Origin of the sequence: Micromonospora sp. NPDC048986, assembly GCF_040649335.1 — a bacterium.
In the GTDB taxonomy this organism is placed as follows: domain Bacteria; phylum Actinomycetota; class Actinomycetes; order Mycobacteriales; family Micromonosporaceae; genus Micromonospora; species Micromonospora alfalfae.
Window position 1 is genome coordinate 251,434 of record NZ_JBEZFJ010000011.1, and the last position, 18,429, is coordinate 269,862.

Annotated in this window: 14 protein-coding genes; 2 read left to right on the forward strand and 12 right to left on the reverse strand. The window is 72.2% G+C overall.

Translation table 11 applies throughout. From position 1 onward, the window contains the following. Nucleotides 1-10: 10 nt before the first annotated feature. From AB0B94_RS23085 to AB0B94_RS23105, 5 genes are all read right to left on the reverse strand, one after another. Entirely contained in the window at nt 11-2,884 is a 2,874-nt protein-coding gene (locus AB0B94_RS23085; protein WP_357283613.1) for an O-antigen ligase family protein, read from the reverse strand. After that, nucleotides 2,881-4,104, reverse strand: a complete 1,224-nt coding sequence (locus AB0B94_RS23090; protein WP_357283617.1) for a glycosyltransferase family 4 protein — start codon at nt 4,102-4,104, stop codon at nt 2,881-2,883. Before AB0B94_RS23090 ends, AB0B94_RS23085 begins: the two co-directional genes overlap by 4 nt. 74 nt (nt 4,105-4,178) lie before the next feature. Continuing rightward, complete coding sequence (locus tag AB0B94_RS23095) at nt 4,179-4,823, reverse strand: acetyltransferase (protein WP_357283620.1); 645 nt, start codon at nt 4,821-4,823, stop codon at nt 4,179-4,181. Beyond that, entirely contained in the window at nt 4,820-5,968 is a 1,149-nt protein-coding gene (locus AB0B94_RS23100; protein WP_357283624.1) for an aminotransferase class I/II-fold pyridoxal phosphate-dependent enzyme, read from the reverse strand. The genes AB0B94_RS23095 and AB0B94_RS23100 overlap by 4 nt, the downstream gene beginning before the upstream one ends. Next, nucleotides 5,965-6,675: a sugar transferase gene (locus AB0B94_RS23105; RefSeq protein ID WP_357283627.1), complete on the reverse strand. Its 711-nt coding sequence runs from the start codon at nt 6,673-6,675 to the stop codon at nt 5,965-5,967. Before AB0B94_RS23105 ends, AB0B94_RS23100 begins: the two co-directional genes overlap by 4 nt. A gap of 238 nt (nt 6,676-6,913) precedes the next feature. Here AB0B94_RS23105 and AB0B94_RS23110 point away from each other — a divergent pair, with 238 nt between their 5' ends. Continuing rightward, a complete protein-coding gene (locus tag AB0B94_RS23110; RefSeq protein WP_357283631.1) occupies nt 6,914-7,861 on the forward strand; it encodes a DUF389 domain-containing protein in 948 nt (315 codons plus the stop codon). On the opposite strand, the gene AB0B94_RS23115 is transcribed toward AB0B94_RS23110, so the two are convergent. From AB0B94_RS23115 to AB0B94_RS23125, 3 genes are all read right to left on the reverse strand, one after another. Beyond that, nucleotides 7,791-8,258 carry a hypothetical protein gene (locus tag AB0B94_RS23115; RefSeq protein ID WP_357283634.1) on the reverse strand — a complete coding sequence of 156 codons (468 nt, stop codon included), beginning with the start codon at nt 8,256-8,258 and terminating at the stop codon, nt 7,791-7,793. The two genes, AB0B94_RS23110 and AB0B94_RS23115, sit on opposite strands and share 71 nt — an antisense overlap. 24 nt (nt 8,259-8,282) lie before the next feature. Further along, a complete protein-coding gene (locus tag AB0B94_RS23120) occupies nt 8,283-9,167 on the reverse strand; it encodes an aminoglycoside phosphotransferase family protein (protein WP_357283719.1) in 885 nt (294 codons plus the stop codon). Between the two features lie 264 nt (nt 9,168-9,431). Next, on the reverse strand, nt 9,432-11,885 hold the full coding sequence (locus tag AB0B94_RS23125) for a Tex family protein (RefSeq protein WP_357283637.1): 2,454 nt from the start codon (nt 11,883-11,885) through the stop codon (nt 9,432-9,434). A gap of 172 nt (nt 11,886-12,057) precedes the next feature. Here AB0B94_RS23125 and dgt point away from each other — a divergent pair, with 172 nt between their 5' ends. After that, nucleotides 12,058-13,569, forward strand: a complete 1,512-nt coding sequence (dgt, locus tag AB0B94_RS23130) for a dGTP triphosphohydrolase (protein WP_357283642.1) — start codon at nt 12,058-12,060, stop codon at nt 13,567-13,569. Nucleotides 13,570-13,623: 54 nt separating this feature from the next. Here dgt and AB0B94_RS23135 read toward each other — a convergent pair whose 3' ends face one another. The 4 genes from AB0B94_RS23135 to AB0B94_RS23150 all read right to left on the reverse strand — a co-directional run bounded on the left by AB0B94_RS23135 (nt 13,624) and on the right by AB0B94_RS23150 (nt 18,183). After that, nucleotides 13,624-14,772 (reverse strand): MBL fold metallo-hydrolase, encoded by a 1,149-nt coding sequence (locus AB0B94_RS23135; protein ID WP_357283645.1) that lies wholly within the window; start codon nt 14,770-14,772, stop codon nt 13,624-13,626. 124 nt (nt 14,773-14,896) lie between these two features. Then, nucleotides 14,897-15,901 (reverse strand): serine hydrolase, encoded by a 1,005-nt coding sequence (locus AB0B94_RS23140; protein ID WP_357283648.1) that lies wholly within the window; start codon nt 15,899-15,901, stop codon nt 14,897-14,899. Nucleotides 15,902-16,013: 112 nt separating this feature from the next. Beyond that, nucleotides 16,014-16,943 carry an SDR family NAD(P)-dependent oxidoreductase gene (locus AB0B94_RS23145; RefSeq protein ID WP_357283653.1) on the reverse strand — a complete coding sequence of 310 codons (930 nt, stop codon included), beginning with the start codon at nt 16,941-16,943 and terminating at the stop codon, nt 16,014-16,016. Nucleotides 16,944-16,998: 55 nt separating this feature from the next. Next, nucleotides 16,999-18,183 (reverse strand): zinc-dependent alcohol dehydrogenase, encoded by a 1,185-nt coding sequence (locus tag AB0B94_RS23150; protein WP_357283656.1) that lies wholly within the window; start codon nt 18,181-18,183, stop codon nt 16,999-17,001. Nucleotides 18,184-18,429 lie beyond the last annotated feature (246 nt).

The window sequence follows — 18,429 nt, forward strand, 5'->3', positions numbered from 1 at the left end:
TCCTTCATGATCACGTCAGGACCTTCTCGGCGGTGGACCGTCCGCGGCGCACGCCGTAGCCGCTCTGGCCGGGCGTCCACGCCGGTCGGGTCCGCACCGAGTGCTTCGCCCCGGCGGGACGCCTGTCGGTCACGCGCTTCGGCTCGGCCTGCGAACGGGCCGTGGCGACGGCAAGGAGGAGCACGAACGGGATGAGCACCGGGAGGGTGAGCAGCGGCTCCCCGAAGAGGCTGCACCCGCCGATCGCGGCCATGCCGAGCACTGCCGCCTCGGCGCTCTGGTCTCCGTCGCGCAGGCGTCGACGGACCTGGCGGATCACGATGAACAGGAGCCCGCCCACCAGGAGGACGCCGACCAGCCCGGTCTGGGCCAGCACCGTGAGGTAGGTGTTGTGCGCGTGGTTGAGGCTGTCGAGCTGGACGTCGACAGCGGCCACTGTGACCTCGGGTTGGAAGTACTCCGGCAGGTGGGTCCGGAAGTTCTGGAAACCCACGCCGGCGAGAGGGTGGTCGGCGGCCATCCGCAGGGCACTGAGCCAGAGGTCCAGGCGCACGCTGCTGGAGCTGTCCAGTCGTCCGTCCACCGTGGTGTACGCGATCCGCTCGGCCACCTGATCCGGCACCAGTTGCACCCCGGTCAGGCCGACGGTGAGGACGACGACGATGCCGGTGAGGGCCAGGGCCACCGTGCGCCGTCGCTGGATCACGAAGCAGAGCAGGAGCAGCGCTCCGCCGATGTACGTGGAGCGGCTGTACGACAGCACCACGCTGACGACCACGGCGGCGATCCCCGCGACTGTCAACACGCGGGCTGTGCCCGACAGGCCCGGTCGCAGCCTGGCCAGCAGCACGGCGAGCGCCAGCAGCAACATCGGCCCCCACGCGTTGTGGTTCAGGCTGCTGAGGGATTCGGCAAGGGCCGGGTTCTCCTCGGCAAGCACCGGTGTTCCGATCAGGGCGAGCGCGGCGTGGAACAGGCCGACGCCGGTCGCCGCGACCGCGAACACGAGGAGGACGGACCGTGAGCGGGCTCGGGCGGTGTCGATCAGCGGTATGCAGGCCAGGGGTATGGCGATCGCGGCTACCGACCGGAACGCCTGGTTGGGTTGGCCGCCGACCGTCACACCGAGAGCGAGGACGCAGGTCAGGCCGGCCACGATGAGGACGGCGGGGGTGCTGCGGCGGGTGGTGCGGCCGCGGAGCAACGTGCCGACCAGAGTGCAGAGGATCAGCGCCAGCAACGGCGTGGTGCTGCTCGCCGCCGGGGCGATGGGCAACTGCGATGCGGGCACCGCCAGCGCGATGCAGTAGAGGCCGAAGCCGGGCAGGGTGACGACGAGCACCACCACTGCCAGAGCGGCCAGCCGGAGCAGGAGCGACGTGTCCTGCACCGCCACCACACCGGCGGCCACCCCGGCGACGAGCACGCCGGCCGCTCGTCCCCACGCCGGCAGCAGGGAATCGCGGTCCCGTGTCGTTGGCCTCGCGTGCCGGCCGCCGCGTTCAGTCGTCATTCTGGTCGGACCGTTTCTCCGACCCTGCACAGGCCGGTGATCGAGGAAGGCCCAGCCGACGACCAGGCCGTAGAGGACGTATCCGGCCGACACGGCGAAGCCCGCGCCGAGCGTGCCGAAGCGTGGGATCAGGACGACCATGGCGAGCAGCCCGCCGATGGCGGCGCTCACGGCCGCCAGGGTTGGCGGGCCCGGACGGTCGACGGCCGTCAGGTAGCTCTGCGCGGTGCGGGCGACCGCGAGCACGATGAGGCCGGGCAGCATCGCCCAGAGCACCGGTACGGCCTCGGCGAACTGCCTGCCGAACAGCAGCGGGAAGGCCAGCGGCGCGACCGCGGCCAGCAGCCCCGCCCCGACGGCGGTGATGAGCAGTGTCTGCACCGACATCCGACGGACCGTGTGCCAGTCGGCGCCGCCGTGCGCGACTGCCGGCACCAGGATGAGGCTGAGCGCCACCGGGAGCACCAGGAGCATCTCGGCGAACGGCACCGCCACCGAGTAGACGCCGACGGCGCCCGCGCCGGCCACCAGGTGGATGGCGGGGACCTGGCTGCGCACCATCGCGAACTGGGCCAGGTTGGGTGCGTACACCCGGCGGGCGAACGCCCGGTACGCGGCCGCGTCCTGGGGTGTGCCGGGATGGCGGCTCAACGGCAGAGCGCGGACGAGCAGCACCGCCGCGGCGCACACCTGGCCCACGAGGTACGCGCCGATGACGGTGTCGGTGTCCGCGCGGTCGGTCACCGCCAGGGCGACGAGCAGCAGGCCGTAGACGAGCAGCCCTCCGATGACGGTCCAGTTGTAGACCGAGGCGCGGCTGCGGCCGATCTCGGCAGTGCCGAGCAGGGAGGAGAGCAGCACCACGGGGCCGAGGCTGAGCGCGAGGGCGAAGGTGACCGGGTCGAGCCCGATCCGAACGGCTGGCCCGACCACCAGCGCCAGCGCCCCCCAGGCGGCTGCCACGCCGACTCCGACCGTTGCGACGTGGCGCAGACTCCACCACACGGTTCGTCGGTGGGCGGCGACCGAAGCCCCCGCGTAGCGGAGGTTGGCCGTCTCCATTCCCACTGTGAGGAGCGCTCCGAAGATCGCCGCACAGGCGAGCACGACCGCCACCACGCCGCGGTCGTGCGGGCCGAGGACCCGGGCCGCCAACACCCCGGTCGCCAGGCTGATGGCCAGGAGCACGACCCTGGTCCCGACGGATCCGGCGGCGGCGGCCGACACACTCTGCTGCGAGACCCGCGCCGAAGCGCCCGGACCGGTGGTGGGTCGGCCGCTTTCGGCGAGGTCCCGACCGCTTGTCACCGCCGGCCCGGCATCCGCACCGGGGTTGGCGCTCGGGCCGAGGGGCGGCGTCGCGGCCGTCATCGGGCCACCTCGGACAGGCGTCCGGCCCGCGGCAGTGGACGACCGTCGAGCGCCGCCCGGTAGATCGCCTCGACGTCGGCGACCGTCCGCTGAATGTCGAACAGGTCCAGGCAGCGGCTGCGTCCGAGCCGAGCCATGGCAGCCCGGCGCTGAGGGTCCTCCAGCAGGTCGGCGACGGCGTCGGCCAGCGCGTCCGGGTCCGCCGGAGGCACCAACAGGCCGCTCTCGCCATGTTGCACGGTGTCTGGCAACCCGCCGACGTCGCTGGCCACCACGCCCCGCTCCATCAGCAGCGCCTCGATGGTGGCGTACGACGCGGACTCCTCGAGCGACGGTGTGACCGCCACGTCGAGACCGGCCAGAACGCCCTGCACGTCGCTCCGGCGACCGGTGAAGTGCACGCGCTCGGCCACGCCCAGTCGGACGGCGCGTTCCTCCAGCTCACGTCGGTAGCCCACGTCGCCGGTGAACTCGTCGCCGACGACGAAGAGGTGGGCCGCCGGCACCCGAGCCAGCAGGCGCGGGGCCGCGTCGAGGAAGACCTCGTGGCCCTTGAAACCGATGTCCTGGAACGCCTGGAGTCGGCTGCGGTACATGTGGGCGAGCATTCCGACGGTGGGGGTGCCGGCGGCCAGCCCGAACTCCGCCCGGAACGACTCCCCACTCGCGGTCGGGTCGAGCCGGTGCACGTCGCACCCGTAGTGACTGACAGTCACCGCCCGTGCGCCCAAGCGCCGGTACTGTTCGGCGAACGCGTGGCACGACCCGATCAGGACGTCCACCCGGCGCACTGTCGCGCGGTCGATTCTGTTGAACAGTGGGCTGCGCAGGTGGACGACGCCGGCGATCTGGTTGACAAGCAGCGGTCGGCGGGCGGCCAGACTGGCCAACCGGCAGACGATGTTGGCCTTCACCAGATGGCCGTGCACCACATCGGGGTCGAAGCGCCGGACCAGGCGGACGAGACGCAGTTGTGCCGCCGCGACCCGGGGGAGCTGCCGCGGGCGCCAACCCGACATCGACACGATCTCGGTGCGGACCCCGGCCGTCCGGAGGCGGTCGGTGAGCGGACCCTCGCCCGGTACGACCGCGCAGACGTCGTGCCCCAGCCGCGCCAACCCGGTCACCTGGTCGTAGAACCAGTCACCGCCGACGGCCGTGCTTGTCACCTGGAGAACGCGCAGTGGCCGGTTGCCGGCACTGCGGCGGTTTGTGCTCACGTCCTGCTCCTCGTGCCGGACCACATGGGCGCGCGGCGTCGGTGTCGATCCCGTCTGGTCTCGGTCAGTGCTGGTCAGCGCGCCGGTACGCCCTTGACCACGGCATCGGCGGGGACGTCTCTGGTCACGCAGGCGCCCGCGCCGACTGTGGCGTCGCTACCGACGCGCAGCCCCTGGAGCACCGCCGCGGTGGTGCCGATCAGCACTGCCTCGCCGAGCTGGCAGTCGCCCGAGACGGCAGCGAGTGGGTTCACCGAGACGAAGTCGGCGAGAGCGGTGTCGTGGCCGACCGTCACGTTCTGGTTGAGGTGCACGTGCCGGCCGATTGTCACGTTCGTGGTGACCCGGGCCCCGGCGAACGCCACGAACCCGGGGCCGTGTTCCGTGTCCGGCCCGATCGTCGCGGCCGGGTGGATGAGGCTGGTGGCCGGCGTCGCGTAGGCGTCGACGCGCTGGGCCACGGCCCGTCGGATCCGAGGGTCCCCGATGCCGATGACGTGATGGGTGTCGGCAGGGGCGTCGCGCAGCCACGGCAGCCCGCCGAGGTACGGCACGTCCAGTTTCTGCACCCGTTTGAGGTTCGTCTCGCTGGGGCGGTCGTCGACGAAGCCGATCAGGTGCCATTGGGGTCGGCCCGCGGCGGCGTTCATCGCTCGGGCGATGCCCAGGGCCTCGCGGCCGTGGCCACCGCAGCCGACGATCACCAGTGGAATCGTCATGCCGTCCGTACCCCGCTGTGGCTGGTCAGGAACTCGTCGATGGCCTCGAAGACCCGCCCGACCTGTCGCTCGGTCAGGGCGCTGCCGCTGGGCAGGGCGAGCCCGTTGGTGAAGAGTCGGTCCGAGGCCCCGGTGAGCAGACTTTCGGCGCCGGCGAAGACGGGCTGGCGGTGCATCGGATTCCAGACGGGCCGCGTCTCGATGCTGCCGGTGGCGAGGTGGGCTGCCAGGTCGGCGGCCCGCCAGCCACAGTGCTCCTCGTCCACGGTGATGACGGTGAGCCAGCAGTTCGAGTCGACGTCGTCGATGCCGACCAGCTCGACGCCGGGCACCGGTGCGAACACCTTGGCGTACTGGTCACGCAACTGGCGTCGGCGGGTGATCATCCCGTCCAGCCGGACCAACTGGGCCCGGCCGAGCGCGGCCAGGAGGTTGCTCAGCCGGTAGTTGTAGCCGATTTCGCGGTGCTCGTAGTGCGGCGTCGGTTCCCGCGCCTGCGTGGCGAGGTGGCGGGCCTTGGCGAGCAGTGCCGCGTCGTCGGAGACGAGCATCCCACCGCCGGAGGTGGTCATGATCTTGTTGCCGTTGAAGGAGAGCGCCGCGACCTGACCGAAGGACCCGGCCGGGCGGCCTCGATGGTGCGAGCCGAGCGCCTCGGCGGCGTCCTCGACCACCGGGATACCGGCCTCGGCGCAGAGCGGGACGAGTCGGGTGTAGTCGGCGCAGCTGCCGAACATGTCGACAGGCACGACAGCGCCGATCCGCTCACCGCGGGAACGCAGCCGTCGCACCAGGTCGTCGACAAGGTCCACGTCCACGTTGCCGGTGCGGGGGTCACAGTCGACGAAGGCCGGACGGGCTCCGATGTAGCGGACCGCGTTGGCGGTGGCGACGAAGGTCAGGGTAGGCACTATGACCACGTCGTCGGGCCCGACGCCGACGCCGAGCAGCGCCAGGTGCAGGGCGGCCGTCCCGGAGTTGACGGCGACGGCCCCTCCGGTGCCCACCCGCTCGGCGACATCGTGTTCGAACGCCTGCAGATCGGGGCCGACGGGGGCAACCCACCCCGAGCGGAGGGCTGCGACCAGGTACGACTCCTCCAGCGGCCCGATGTCCGGCGGGGACAGGTACACGGTGTCACTCATCGGGCACCGCCCGAGCCTGTGGTCGCGGTGTTCGAGTTGCTGCGTGGGGGCGGCGACCAGTGCGGCGTACCAGTGAACTCGGGAGCCGTGACGAACCCTGCCGCGGAGATCCCCTCGCGACGCAGCACGGTCCGCACGGTCGCGGCGAGAATCGACAGGTCGGTTCTCATGTTGTGGCTGTCCACGTACCGCACGTCGAAGTCCAGCTTCTCCTCCCAGCTGAGGCTGTTGCGTCCCCGCACCTGGGCCAATCCGGTGATGCCGGGCCGCACCTCGTGCCGTCGGGCCTGGTGGGGTGAGTAGCGACCGAGGTATTCGGGCAGCAGTGGCCGTGGGCCGACCAGGCTCATGTCGCCACGCAGCACGTTCCAGAGCGTGGGCAGTTCGTCGAGGCTGCTGGCGCGCAGCCAGCGTCCGAGCGGAGTGAGTCGGTCCCCGTCGCCGAGTAGGCCGAGGCTCAGGTTGGGTGGCCGCATGGTGCGGAACTTGACCATCTCGAAGGGCTGGCCGTGCAGGCCGGCGCGGCACTGGCGGAACAGCACCGGGCGACCGAGGCCCACAGCTACCAGCACCGTCACCACGATCAACGCCGGTGACGCCAGGATGAGAAGGACCGCCGCTACGACGACGTCGATGATTCGTTTTCCCCGCTCCGGGCTGGTCCGGGGCAGCGACAGGTCGTCGACGAGACCACCAGGCACCGGCACGTTGTGACCTCCCACGCGATCGAGAAAAGGTATGTATTCGTCATACCAGGACAGACCGTACGTCGGTGCTGATTAGCGACGGTCGGTCCGCATTCCCCCGATCAACCCCGAAACCCCGTAGTCGGACACGGCCAGATCCGTGACCTTGTGCAGCTCCTGCCACCAATGGACCGAGCGGTAGAGTCGCGGCGGCCGGTCGGGCGAGGGAAGAACTAGCCGGTCGGGCGAGGGAGATGACGTGTTGCACCTGAGGGTTATCGCCCCGGTGGACCGGTCGGCGGAGGTCGTCGACCTGCTCGCCGAGGAGGCTGGGGTAACTCATCTGGCCGTGCTGCCCGGTGCTGCCCGGCAGCCACCGGGCGACCTGATCCTCTGTGACGTGGTGAGGGAGAGCGCCGACCGCGTACTGCGGCAGTTGCAGCAGATCGGCGTGGACACCACCGGCGGCATCGCGGCCGAAGACGTCGAGTTGACCGTCTCCGCGGCGGCCGACCGGGCGGCGGACAGAGCGCCGGGCAGCGGCGCGGACGCGGTGGTCTGGGACGAGATCGCCGCGAAGACCGGCGAGCAGACCGAACTGTCCGGCACCTACCTCGTGCTGATCGTGGTGGCCACCATGATCGCCGGCATCGGTGTGCTGCTGGACCAGCCGATCCTCATCGTCGGGGCCATGGTGGTCGGCCCGGAGTTCGGCCCTCTCGCCGCGCTGTGCGTGGCGCTGTTGCGCCGCCAACTCGGGGTGGTCGGCCGCTCGGTGCAGGCTCTCGCGGTCGGCTTCCTGGCGGCCATGGTGGCGACCGTGCTGAGCACCTGGGCGCTGACCGCCGTCGGTCTGGTCAGTCGGGAGATGCTGCTCACCGAACGTCCGCTCACCGACTTCATCTGGCGGCCGGACGCGCTGTCCTGGGTGGTCGGGTTACTCGCCGGTGTCGCCGGCATGCTCTCGCTGACGTCGAAGAAGTCCGGCAGCCTGGTCGGCGTGCTGATCTCGGTCACCACGGTTCCGGCGGCGGCGAACGTGGCGGTGGCGGCCGCCTACGGAGTGTGGGACGAAGCGGGCGGCTCGGCCCTCCAACTGGTGATCAACCTGTCCGCGATCGTCCTCGCCGGCCTGCTCACCCTCGTGGTGCAGCAGGCCTGGTGGTGGAGCCTGGCTCGCCGGACTCGTCGCCCAACAGCCGGTTGAGCAGCGTCCGCAGCGGAATCGACTCACCGTCGCGGCCACCCGCTCCGACGACCAACGGCGCCGGGCTGGGCTGCGGGTCGACGCCGAACAGTCGAGCCCGCAAACCGCCGGGCACGGTCAGCAGGTGGAACCGGCCGTCCACGTCCACCGCCCGGGTCTCGGCCCGGTCGACGTACCAGCCGGTCAGCCCGGTCCGGTAGCGCCCACGCCCGTCGTAACCCCGGGCGACCAGCCGGGTGGTAGGCAGCCCTCGACTGGTCGCCTCGGCCACGAACCAGGCCACCAGCTCCGCCGCCTCCGCGTGCTCGGCGGCCCGCCGCCGCGCGTCCGCGTCGGCGTGCGCCCGCACCGCGTGTCGCTGCTGATCCCGCCACGTCCGGCCGTCCGGCTCACTCACGACGCCGACGGTACGCGAGCCGAGTCAGTCGAGCACGGCCCGCAGGGTGTACCGGGCGATGCCTGCCATGACCGGGTTGGTCTCCACGTAGTACGGCAGCGCGTTGATCGCCTGCTCCAGGGCCCAGCCGCGCCCCCGCTCCCAGGTCGCGTCGTCCACGCCCAACGCCCGCCGGTACGTCGCCCGGGAAGCCGCGTCGAACAGGTTCCACGCCGGCATCAGGTCCACCGCCGGGTCCCCCACGCCGACCGAGCCCAGATCGATGACGGCGGCCAGCCGGCCGTCACGGACCAGCAGGTTGCCCGGCATCAGGTCACCGTGGATCCACAGGTCGGCCGGGTCGTCCCGGGGCGCGTCCCGGCACCGGTCCCACACCCCGGTGAGCGCGGCGGTGTCGGTGAGCGCGCCGCTGACCGCGAGTGCCGCCCGTACGTCGGTGTCCTCGGCGGCCAGCCGCCCGCCGCGCCCGGTCCCGGACCAGACCCGCCCGCCGGTGTCGATGCCGCGCAGGGCCGTCACCACCTCGGCCAGGTCACCGGCGAAGACGTCGAGGTCGCCGATCCGGTCGAGCTGGGCCGTGTCCCCCGCAATGAACTGGTATGCCGTCCACGGCCCCGGATACCCGTCGCCCGGCTCGCCCAGGCCGAGGGGTTCGGGCACCGCGACCGGCAGGTGCGCGCCGAGCAGCACGGCGTGTTCCTGCTCGTGCCGCAGCTCGGCGCGCAGCTCGGGGCCGGTCGAGGGGAGCAGCGGGAACCGCAGCACAATGTCCGGGCCGAGCCGGAACAGGGCGTTCACGGTGCCGGTCGACGGGAGCGGCCGGACCGGCCGGCCCCGCCACTGCGGAAACTGCTCGGCCACCAGCGCGGACACCACGTCCACGCTCACGTCCACCTGATCGGCGTGCATCTTCACCGCGAGATCATCACCCCGACCCTCGCGACCACGCGATCGGATTTCCCCGCCGCCGCGCCTCGCCGCCGCCGCGCCTCGCCGCTCTCGGCCCGTGCCGCCGTCTCCCGAACGTCTGCGGCCTGCGGCCCGTGCGACCGTCCCGGCCGAGGTTCGCCCCGCCGAGTCCAGATCTTGGACAGTTTCCGTTCCGTCTGAACGGAAACTGTCCAAGATCTGCTGTGGCTGGGCGTTGCGGTGGCGGGCGCCGCGCTGACGGGGTCAGGCCAGTCCGGCGCGGCGCAGGGCTTCCGCCATCGCGTCATTGGCCGGCGCCGGCGCGCCCTGCCGCTGCTGCCCGCCACGACCGTCCTGGCCGCCGCCGCGACCGCCCTGCTGCGCGCCGCCACGACCGCCCTGCTGCCCGCCGCCGCGACCACCCTGCGGGCCACGGCCGTCGGGCTGTCCGCCGCCGCGACCACCCTGCGGCGCGCGCTGCGCCGGGCCGCCACGCCCCTCCTGGCTCGTCCGACCACCACCACCGGCGGCGGGCTCGTCGTCGAGGCGCAGGGTCAGCGAGATGCGCTTACGGGGTACGTCCACGTCGAGCACCCGGACCTTGACCACGTCACCGGACTTCACCACGTCGCGGGGGTCCTTCACGAAGGTCCGGGACAGCGCCGACACGTGCACGAGACCGTCCTGGTGCACCCCGACGTCGACGAACGCGCCGAACGCGGCCACGTTGGTGACCACGCCTTCGAGCACCATGCCCGGGTTCAGGTCGCTGATCTTCTCCACCCCTTCGACGAAGGTGGCGGTGCGGAACTCCGGGCGGGGGTCGCGGCCCGGCTTCTCCAGCTCGGCGAGGATGTCGGTGACGGTGGGCAGGCCGAACCGGTCGTCGACGAAGTCGGTGGCCCGCAGCCCGCGCAGGATGCCGCTCTTGCCGATCACCGAACGCAGGTCCTGCCCGGTGGTGGAGAGGATGCGGCGCACCACCGGGTACGCCTCGGGGTGCACGCTGGAGGAGTCCAACGGGTCGTCGCCGCCGGGGATGCGCAGGAAGCCGGCGCACTGCTCGAACGCCTTCGGCCCGAGCCGGGCCACCTTCTTCAGCTCGGTCCGCGTCCGGAACGGCCCATTGGCGTCCCGGTGCAGCACGATGTTCTCGGCCAGGCCGGCGCCGATGCCGGAGACCCGGGTCAGCAGCGGCGCGGAGGCGGTGTTGACGTCCACGCCGACCGCGTTCACGCAGTCCTCCACTACCGCGTCCAGCGACCGGGACAGCTTCACCTCGGACAGGTCGTGCTGGTACTGGCCGACGCCGATCGAGCGCGGGTCGATCTTGACCAGCTCCGCGAGGGGGTCCTGGAGGCGGCGGGCGATGGAGACCGCGCCGCGCAGCGACACGTCCATCCCGGGCAGTTCCTGCGAGGCGTACGCGGAGGCGGAGTAGACCGACGCGCCGGCCTCGGAGACCATCACCTTGGTCAGGTTGAGCTGCGGGTGCCGGGCGATCAGATCACCGGCGAGCTTGTCGGTCTCCCGGGAGGCGGTGCCGTTGCCGATCGCGATCAGCTCCACCCCGTGCGCCCCGGCCAGCCGGGCGAGGGTCTCCACCGACGCGTCCCACTGCCGGCGCGGCTCGTGCGGATAGATCGTGTCGGTGGCGACCACCTTGCCGGTGGCGTCCACCACCGCCACCTTCACGCCGGTCCGCAGGCCCGGGTCCAGACCCATTGTGGGCCGGGTGCCGGCCGGCGCGGCGAGCAGCAGGTCCCGCAGGTTGGTGGCGAAGACCCGGACGGCCTCCTCCTCGGCCGCCTGCCACAACCGCATCCGCAGGTCCGCGCCGAGGTGGATGAGGATCCGGGTACGCCACGCCCAGCGGACCGTGTCGGTCAGCCACCGGTCGGCCGGGCGGCCCGCGTCGGACACCCCGAACCGGCCGGCGATGGCCGCCTCGTACCGGGTCGGGCCGGTCGGTACGGCGTCCGCCTCACCAGCCTCCTCCGACTCCATGGTCAGGTCGAGCACGCCCTCCTTCTCGCCCCGGAACATCGCCAGGATCCGGTGCGAGGGCAACTTCGGGTACGGCTCGGAGAAGTCGAAGTAGTCGGCGAACTTCGCGCCGGCCGTCTCCTGACCCTCGCGTACCCGGGAAACCAGCCGGCCCCGCGACCACATCTGCTCGCGTAGCGTGCCGATCAGGTCGGCGTCCTCGGCGAAGGTCTCGATGAGGATGGCCCGCGCGCCCTCCAGCGCGGCGGCGGCGTCGGCGATGCCCTTCTCCTCATCGACGAACCCGGCGGCGGTGGCCCGCGGGTCCTGGCCGGGGTCGGCCAGCAGCGTCTCGGCCAACGGGGCCAATCCGGCCTCGCGGGCGATCTGCGCCCGGGTCCGTCGCTTCGGCTTGTAGGGGAGGTAGATGTCCTCCAGCCGGGACTTCGAGTCGGCGGCCATGATCTGCGCTTCCAGGGCCTCGTCCAACTTGCCCTGGCCGCGGATCGACTCCAGCACCGCGGCCCGGCGCTCGTCCAGCTCGCGCAGGTAACGCAGCCGCTCCTCCAGGGTGCGCAGCTGGGTGTCGTCGAGCAGGCCGGTGGCCTCCTTGCGGTAGCGGGCGATGAACGGCACTGTGGCGCCGCCGTCGAGCAGCTCCACGGCCGCCCGCACCTGACGCTCGGCCACGCCGAGCTCGTCGGCGATCCGCTGATGAACAGACTGGGTCACGATCTCGATCCGCCTTCAACTCGATCCGCCTTCAAAGAGCGGGTACCGCCTGCATTCTGCCGGGCGGCCCCCAGCGCTGTCGCCGCGCCCGGCCGGGGCGGAGGACCGAACCGCCGCGTCCGGCCGGGGTGACCGGCGGCGGTCCCGTCGGGCCTGCGCTAGCGTGGCGATCATGGAATCTGCTGCGGAGCCGCGCGCCCGGCGGCTCTTCGGCGGCAGCGCCCGGGCCCTCGGCGACCTCACGGCCAACCCGTTCCGTGCCGACCGGGACCGGATCGTCGGCTCGCCGTTCTTCGCCCGCCTCGGTGGTGTCACCCAGGTGATCAGCCCGGTCGGCTCCGGGCTGCTGGTGCACAACCGGCTCACCCACAGCCTCAAGGTCGCCCAGGTGGCGCGGGCGGTCGCCGAGCGGTTGACCGCCGACGAGCGGTGGCGTGACCTGCTGGACAAGCTCGGCGGTTGCGACCCCGACGTGGTGGAGGCGGCGGCGCTCGCCCACGACCTCGGCCACCCACCGTTCGGGCACCTGGGGGAGCGGGTGCTGGACCGGCTGGCCCGCCAGCGCCTGGGCCTCTCCGACGGTTTCGAGGGCAACGCGCAGTCGTACCGGATCGTCACCAGCACCGAGATCCGCGGCGCGGCCACCACCGGGCTGGACCTGACCGCTGCGGTCCGCGCGGCCATGCTGAAGTACCCGTGGACCCGCCTGGACCACCCCGACCCGCACCCCCGCACCATGGACCCGCCGCCGCGCGGCGCCACCCCGCCGCCGGACGACCCGGAGAGCGGCTCCTCGAAGTTCGGCGCGTACCGCACCGAGCTGGACGACCTGCGGCAGGCCCGCGCGCCGTTCGCCGGTCGCATCCCGGACTGGCAGCAGACAGTGGAGGCGTCCGTGATGGACACCGCCGACGACATCGCGTACGCCATCCACGACGTGGAGGACTTCTACCGGGTCGGAGTGCTCCAGCAGGGTTCGGTCTCCGCCGAGTTGATGGCCTGGCAGCGCGAGAGCGGGCAGCTGCGGGCGATCACCGACGCGGCGCTGGCCACCGCGGCGCGGCGACCCGGGGCGGCGATCGAGCGGCTACGCCGGCAACTGCACCGCAAGGACGCCTGGATCGCCGACGACGACGCGTTCGCCGCCGCCGTCGAACACGTCCGCGAGGAGTTGGTGGACGGGCTGCTCGCGATGCCGTTCGACGGCTCGATCGAGGCCGAGCAGTACGTGGCCCGGTTCTCCGCCCGCTGGTCCACCCGCTTCGTCGAGGCGATCACTGTCACCGAACAGCCGTCGGTGCGCTCCGGGCACGTGCTGCTGGGCTGCGCCCAGTGGCACGAGGTGCAGGTGCTCAAGTTCGTCCACCACCGGTTCGTGCTGGCCCGCCCCGACCTCGCCCTGCACCAGCGCGGCCAGGCCCGGCTGCTGGGCACCCTGGTCGAGGCGCTCTGGGAGTGGCTGCTCGATCCGGAGGAGGAGTCCCGGCTGCCCCGGCGGCTGCACGACCTGGTCGAGTTGGCCGAGGCGGAGCTGCACCCGCGTACGCCGGACCGGATTGGGCGTGCCCGGGGCCGAGCCATCGTGGACTTCGTCGCGCAGCTCACCGACGGGCAGGCGGTGGCCATGCTGGACGCGCTCTCCGGCCGGTCCGGCGCGCTCTGGACCGACGCGTTCGTGCTCTGACCCGACGCCAGGCCGCGTCGGCCCGACGTCGGGCGACGGCCTGCTCGGCCTGAGTCAGGCCACGGCCTGCCACCAGCCGTCGACGGCGGGCGGCTCGTCGACCACCACCCGCTCGCCCGGCCGGGGCACGGCGAGCCGCACGTCGCGGGCCTTCGCCTCGGCCCACAGCCGGTCGACCGGCTCGGACCAGTCGTGCAGGGCCAGGTTGAACGTCGCCCAGTGCACCGGCACGAACAGCCCGCCGCGCAGGTCGAGGTGGGCGTCGACCGCCTCCTCGGGGAACATGTGGATCGTCGGCCAGGCCCGGTCGTACGCGCCGATCTGCATCAGCGTCACGTCGAAGGGCCCGTGCTCGGCGCCGATCTCGGCGTACCCGTCGAAGTAGCCGGAGTCGCCGGTGTAGAAGACCTTGCGGCGGGCCCCGGCCACCACCCACGAGCTCCAGAGCGTGCCGTCACGGCGCAGCCCGCGTCCGGAGAAGTGCTGGGCGGCGGTGGCGGTGATCTCCAGGCCGGCGACCCGGTGCGACTCGGACCAGTCCAGCTCGACGATCCGTTCGGCGGGGACGCCCCAGCGGTCCAGGTGCGCGCCCACGCCGAGCGGCACCAGGAACGGCGCTGACTGCCCGGCGAGCAGCGCCCGCACAGTGGCCATGTCGAGGTGGTCGTAGTGGTCGTGCGAGATCAGGATGGCGTCCAGCGGGGGCAGCTCGTCGATGCCGACCGGTGGTTCATGCAGCCGGCGCGGGCCGACCAGGCCCGAGGGGGAGCACCGCTCGCTCCACACCGGGTCGAGCAGCACCCGGCGGCCCTCGATCTCGATCAGGGTCGAGGCGTGGCCGTACCAGACGATGTTGAGCTCGTCGGCGGTGTCGGCGGCCGTCGGCCCGCCGACGCTGGGGCGCAGCAGTGGCACGGCTACCGTCGGACGCCGCTTCTGCTTGCCGAAGATCAGCTCGCGGATCAGGTTGCGCCCCGGCTCGGCGATCATCGTGCGGGTGCCGGCCCGGTTGTGGAAGGTGCCCTCGCGGAACTGCGGCGAGCGGGCCGCCCGCTCGGCCCGCGCACCGCTGAGCCGGCCACCCAGCGCTGCCGGCACATCCCGGGCGACCCAGGCCAGGCCGGCCAGCGCTGCCAGGCCGGCGGCGCCCCGCATCCGCCGCCCGAGCGACCGTTCGACGTCCGTGTTCTGCGCTCGTGCCATTGCCGTCCCTCCGACGTGTCCGCCCTACACGGTAGTCACCCGGACCGACCCGTGCCTCGGTGGTCGCCACGCCGGGTCGGTCGCCGGCAGCGGCGACCGACCCGGGACGAGCTGACGATGTGTCTCAGCCGCCGTTGCTGGGGCGTCGGGCGGTGATCCGGAACGTCCTGCCGACGCCCGCGATCCGGTCCACAGCGGCCAGGAACTTCGGGCCCATGGCGGCCCGGGCCTGCACTGCCGGGTGGGTCGCGCCGAAGTCCTCCGGGTCGGCCTGCCCGTCGGCGAAGAGGGCGTAGGTGAGCACCGCCGCGCCGGAGCGGTCGAAGATCACACCGGCCTCGTGCCGGGCGTCGGCGAACCAGCCGGCCTTGGTGGCGATCCGGGCCCGCTCGTCGGAGGACATGGTGCGCCGGATGCCGTCGGTGAACGCCACCGGGGAGCGCAGGATGCCCAACAGGTACGTCGTCGAGGCGGGGGAGAGCAGCGTGCCGGCGACCAGGGCGCGCAGCAGGTCGTGCGTTTCCCGGGGGGTGCTGGTGCCGAGGAAGAACCGGTTCGGGTTGGCCACCGGCTGGACCTGGGTGTTCGGGAAGCCCTTGGCGACCAGGATGGAGTTGATCTCGGCCGCCGGGGCGACCAGCCCGCACAGCCGCACCGCCGTGTCGTCCGAGACGGTCAGCAGGTTGGCCAGCACATGCCCGATGGTCACCAGACTCGGGTACGCGCCGTCCAGGCTGAAGATGCCGTCACCGCCCGGTACGACGATCGCGGCGCTCACCTCGACCTGCTGGTCCAGGGTGAGCAGCCCTCGGTCGACCTTGTCGAGCACCGCCGTGGCGACGGCGATCTTGTTGACGCTGTACGCCTCGATCCGCCGGTCCGCGTCAGCCTCCACCGCTACCACCGGCGCGCCGGCCGGGTCGGCGACGCTGACGTACGCCTGCCAGTTGCCGCCGGCCTCGGCGCTGTGCTTGGTGAAGATGGAGGAGACCCGACGGGCGGCCCGTGCGGGGGTGGTCGGCGACGCCTCGGTGCTCTCGGCGGCACTCGCCGGGGTGGCGGCGCCCAGCACCGTGCCGGCGGTGGCCACAGTGCCCAGCCCGAGCGCGGTTCTGCGGTTCAGTCGCATTGTCAATCGTCTCCCCGATCGTGGTGTGCCATAGCGCTTGCTGGCCCACCACCCTAGGCGAGTTGATCGATGCACGATGCCCCCGAATCTGTGCCGAACAGTCCCGAACAGGTCAACCGAACCGTCGGCGCAGCGCGTTGCCCACCGCACCCGCTGGCCCGGACACGAGTTGCCGCAGGTCGGGCAGGTGGCCGCCGCGGACCGCCTCGCCGGCCGGGTTCGGAGCGAAGACCGAGCCGTCATGCGCGGCGACCGACCGTCCACTCAGGCCGGCGGCCCGCATCAACGGCCCGACGAGGACGTCGTAGACACTCGGCAGGACGGTGAAGCCGGCCCGCAGCACCACGTTGAGCCGGCCCACCGACACCTCCCGGCGGGGCCGGTCCGCGCAGTCCACGATGGCCCTCGCCACCCGCTGCGGGCCGGCGACCGGTGGCGGAGGTCGGCCGATCCGGCCCAGATAGTTGGCCGCCTGCTGGTACACGGGTGTGTCCACGCTGCCCGGGTTGACCAGACACAGCCGGATCTGCGGGCTGTCGCGCAACTCCTGCTGCACAGTTCGGGCCAGCCCCTGCAACCCCCACTTGCTCGCCACGTACGCGCTCATGTAGGGCGCGGTGATGTGCCCGAGCACCGAACCGGTGAGGATAAGCGTGCCCGCCCCGGTGGCCCGAAAGTGTCGCAGCGCCACCCGCACCGAACCGGCGGCGCCGAGCAGATCGGTCCGTACCACCTGGTCGAAGACCCGTTCCGGCAGTTCGTCGAAGCGACCGTAGGCCATCACCGCCGCCGTGTGCACCCACACGTCGACGCGGCCGAAGCGGTCGATCGCGGCGCCCGCGAGCGCGTCGAGCGCGCCCGGCTCGGTCACGTCGGTCGGCACTGTCAGCACGTCGACGTCGGCGCACTCCGCGCGTACCTCGGCCAGGGTCGTGGTGGCGCGAGCGGCGAGGACCAGGCGGTCGCCGCGCTCGGCGAACGCCCGGGCCGTCGCCCGGCCGATCCCGCTGCTCGCGCCAATGATCACGACCACCCGGCTCACGGCACCGGCTGCGTTCGTGACTGCGGGGCTCGCAACCCCGGCTCGCTCCTCGCACTCATGGTTCGAGCACGACCTTGATGCAGCCGTCCTCCTTCTTCTGGAACATCTCGTACGCCTGCGGCGCCCGGGCCAGCGGCAACCGGTGGGTACGCAGGTCCTCCACGCCCAGTGGGTCGTCGTCGCCGGAGAGCAGCGGCATGATCTCGTCGGTCCACCGGCGCACGTGACACTGCCCCATCCGCAGCTGGATGCCGCGGTCGAACATCTCCATCAGCGGCATCGGGTCCGCCTCGCCGCCGTACACCCCGGAGACCGACACGGTGCCCCCGCGACGAACCCCCTTGACCGCGGCGTGCAGGACTGACAGCCGGTCCATGGCGGCCCGGTCGGTCACCGTCTGGGCCAGCTTGTCCGGCAGCAGCCCGACGGCGGCGTGGGCGAACTTGCCGACCGGCGAACCGTGCGCCTCCATCCCGACCGCGTCGATCACGGCGTCCGGGCCGCGACCGTCGACCAAATCGATCAACGCGCCCGGCACGTCGGACAGTTGGCTGACGTCGAGCACCTCGATGCCGTGCCGGCGGGCCAGCTCCAGCCGCTCGGGCACCAGGTCCAGCCCGATCACCCGGCCCGCGCCGAGGTGGCGGCCGATCCGCGCGCAGAACTGCCCGACCGGGCCCAGGCCGAAGACGGCCAGGGTGCCGCCCTGCGGGGTGTCCGCGTACTTCACCGCCTGCCAGGCGGTGGGCAGGATGTCGGACAGGTAGAGGTAGCGCTCGTCCGCGCCGGTCTGCGGGATCTTGATCGGCCCGAAGTGGGCCTGCGGGACGCGCAGGTACTCGGCCTGCCCGCCCGGCACCGAACCGTAGAGCGAGGTGTAGCCGAACAGGGACGCGCCCTTGCCCTCGCTGGTGACCTGGGTGGTCTCGCACTGCGCGTAGAGCTGGCGTGAACACATCCAGCAACTGCCGCAGGCGATGTTGAACGGCACCACCACCCGATCGCCCGGCTTGAGCCCGGTCACCTCCGACCCGACCTCCTCGACGATGCCCATCGGCTCGTGGCCCAGGATGTCGCCGGGCTTCAAAAACGGCCCGAGCACCTCGTACAGGTGCAGGTCGGAACCGCAGATCGCGGTGGAGGTGATCTTCACGATCGCATCGGTCGGTTCCTCGATCCGAGGGTCCGGGACCTCCTCGACCCGTACGTCTCGCTTGCCCTGCCAGGTGAGCGCCTTCATGTCCCTCATCCCTTCTCACTGCCGTCTGCGAAGACTGCTACCCGGGCGCGGGCACTTGAACCGGCCACCCGGCCCTGGCCTGTCTCCGGCCCGTGGGGGAGCGGTGTGGGGCACTTTCGGCGGACATCGAGTTGATCCACTCGCGTTCCTTGAAGCCGCGGTATCCGAGGCCCGGCGACAGGCCGACTTCCTGGAACTCGCAGCGGGAGCGCAACCCGCGGACAGGCCCCGACCGCACCAAGGACC

Excerpts from the sequence above, each read along its gene's own strand:
- AB0B94_RS23085 (WP_357283613.1), bottom strand. The coding sequence starts at position 2,884 with ATGACGGCCGCGACGCCGCCCCTCGGCCCGAGCGCCAACCCCGGTGCG.
- AB0B94_RS23095 (WP_357283620.1), bottom strand. The coding sequence starts at position 4,823 with ATGACGATTCCACTGGTGATCGTCGGCTGCGGTGGCCACGGCCGCGAG.
- AB0B94_RS23100 (WP_357283624.1), bottom strand. The coding sequence starts at position 5,968 with ATGAGTGACACCGTGTACCTGTCCCCGCCGGACATCGGGCCGCTGGAG.
- AB0B94_RS23120 (WP_357283719.1), bottom strand. The coding sequence starts at position 9,167 with ATGCACGCCGATCAGGTGGACGTGAGCGTGGACGTGGTGTCCGCGCTG.
- dgt (WP_357283642.1), top strand. The coding sequence starts at position 12,058 with ATGGAATCTGCTGCGGAGCCGCGCGCCCGGCGGCTCTTCGGCGGCAGC.
- AB0B94_RS23135 (WP_357283645.1), bottom strand. The coding sequence starts at position 14,772 with ATGGCACGAGCGCAGAACACGGACGTCGAACGGTCGCTCGGGCGGCGG.
- AB0B94_RS23140 (WP_357283648.1), bottom strand. The coding sequence starts at position 15,901 with ATGCGACTGAACCGCAGAACCGCGCTCGGGCTGGGCACTGTGGCCACC.
- AB0B94_RS23150 (WP_357283656.1), bottom strand. The coding sequence starts at position 18,183 with ATGAAGGCGCTCACCTGGCAGGGCAAGCGAGACGTACGGGTCGAGGAG.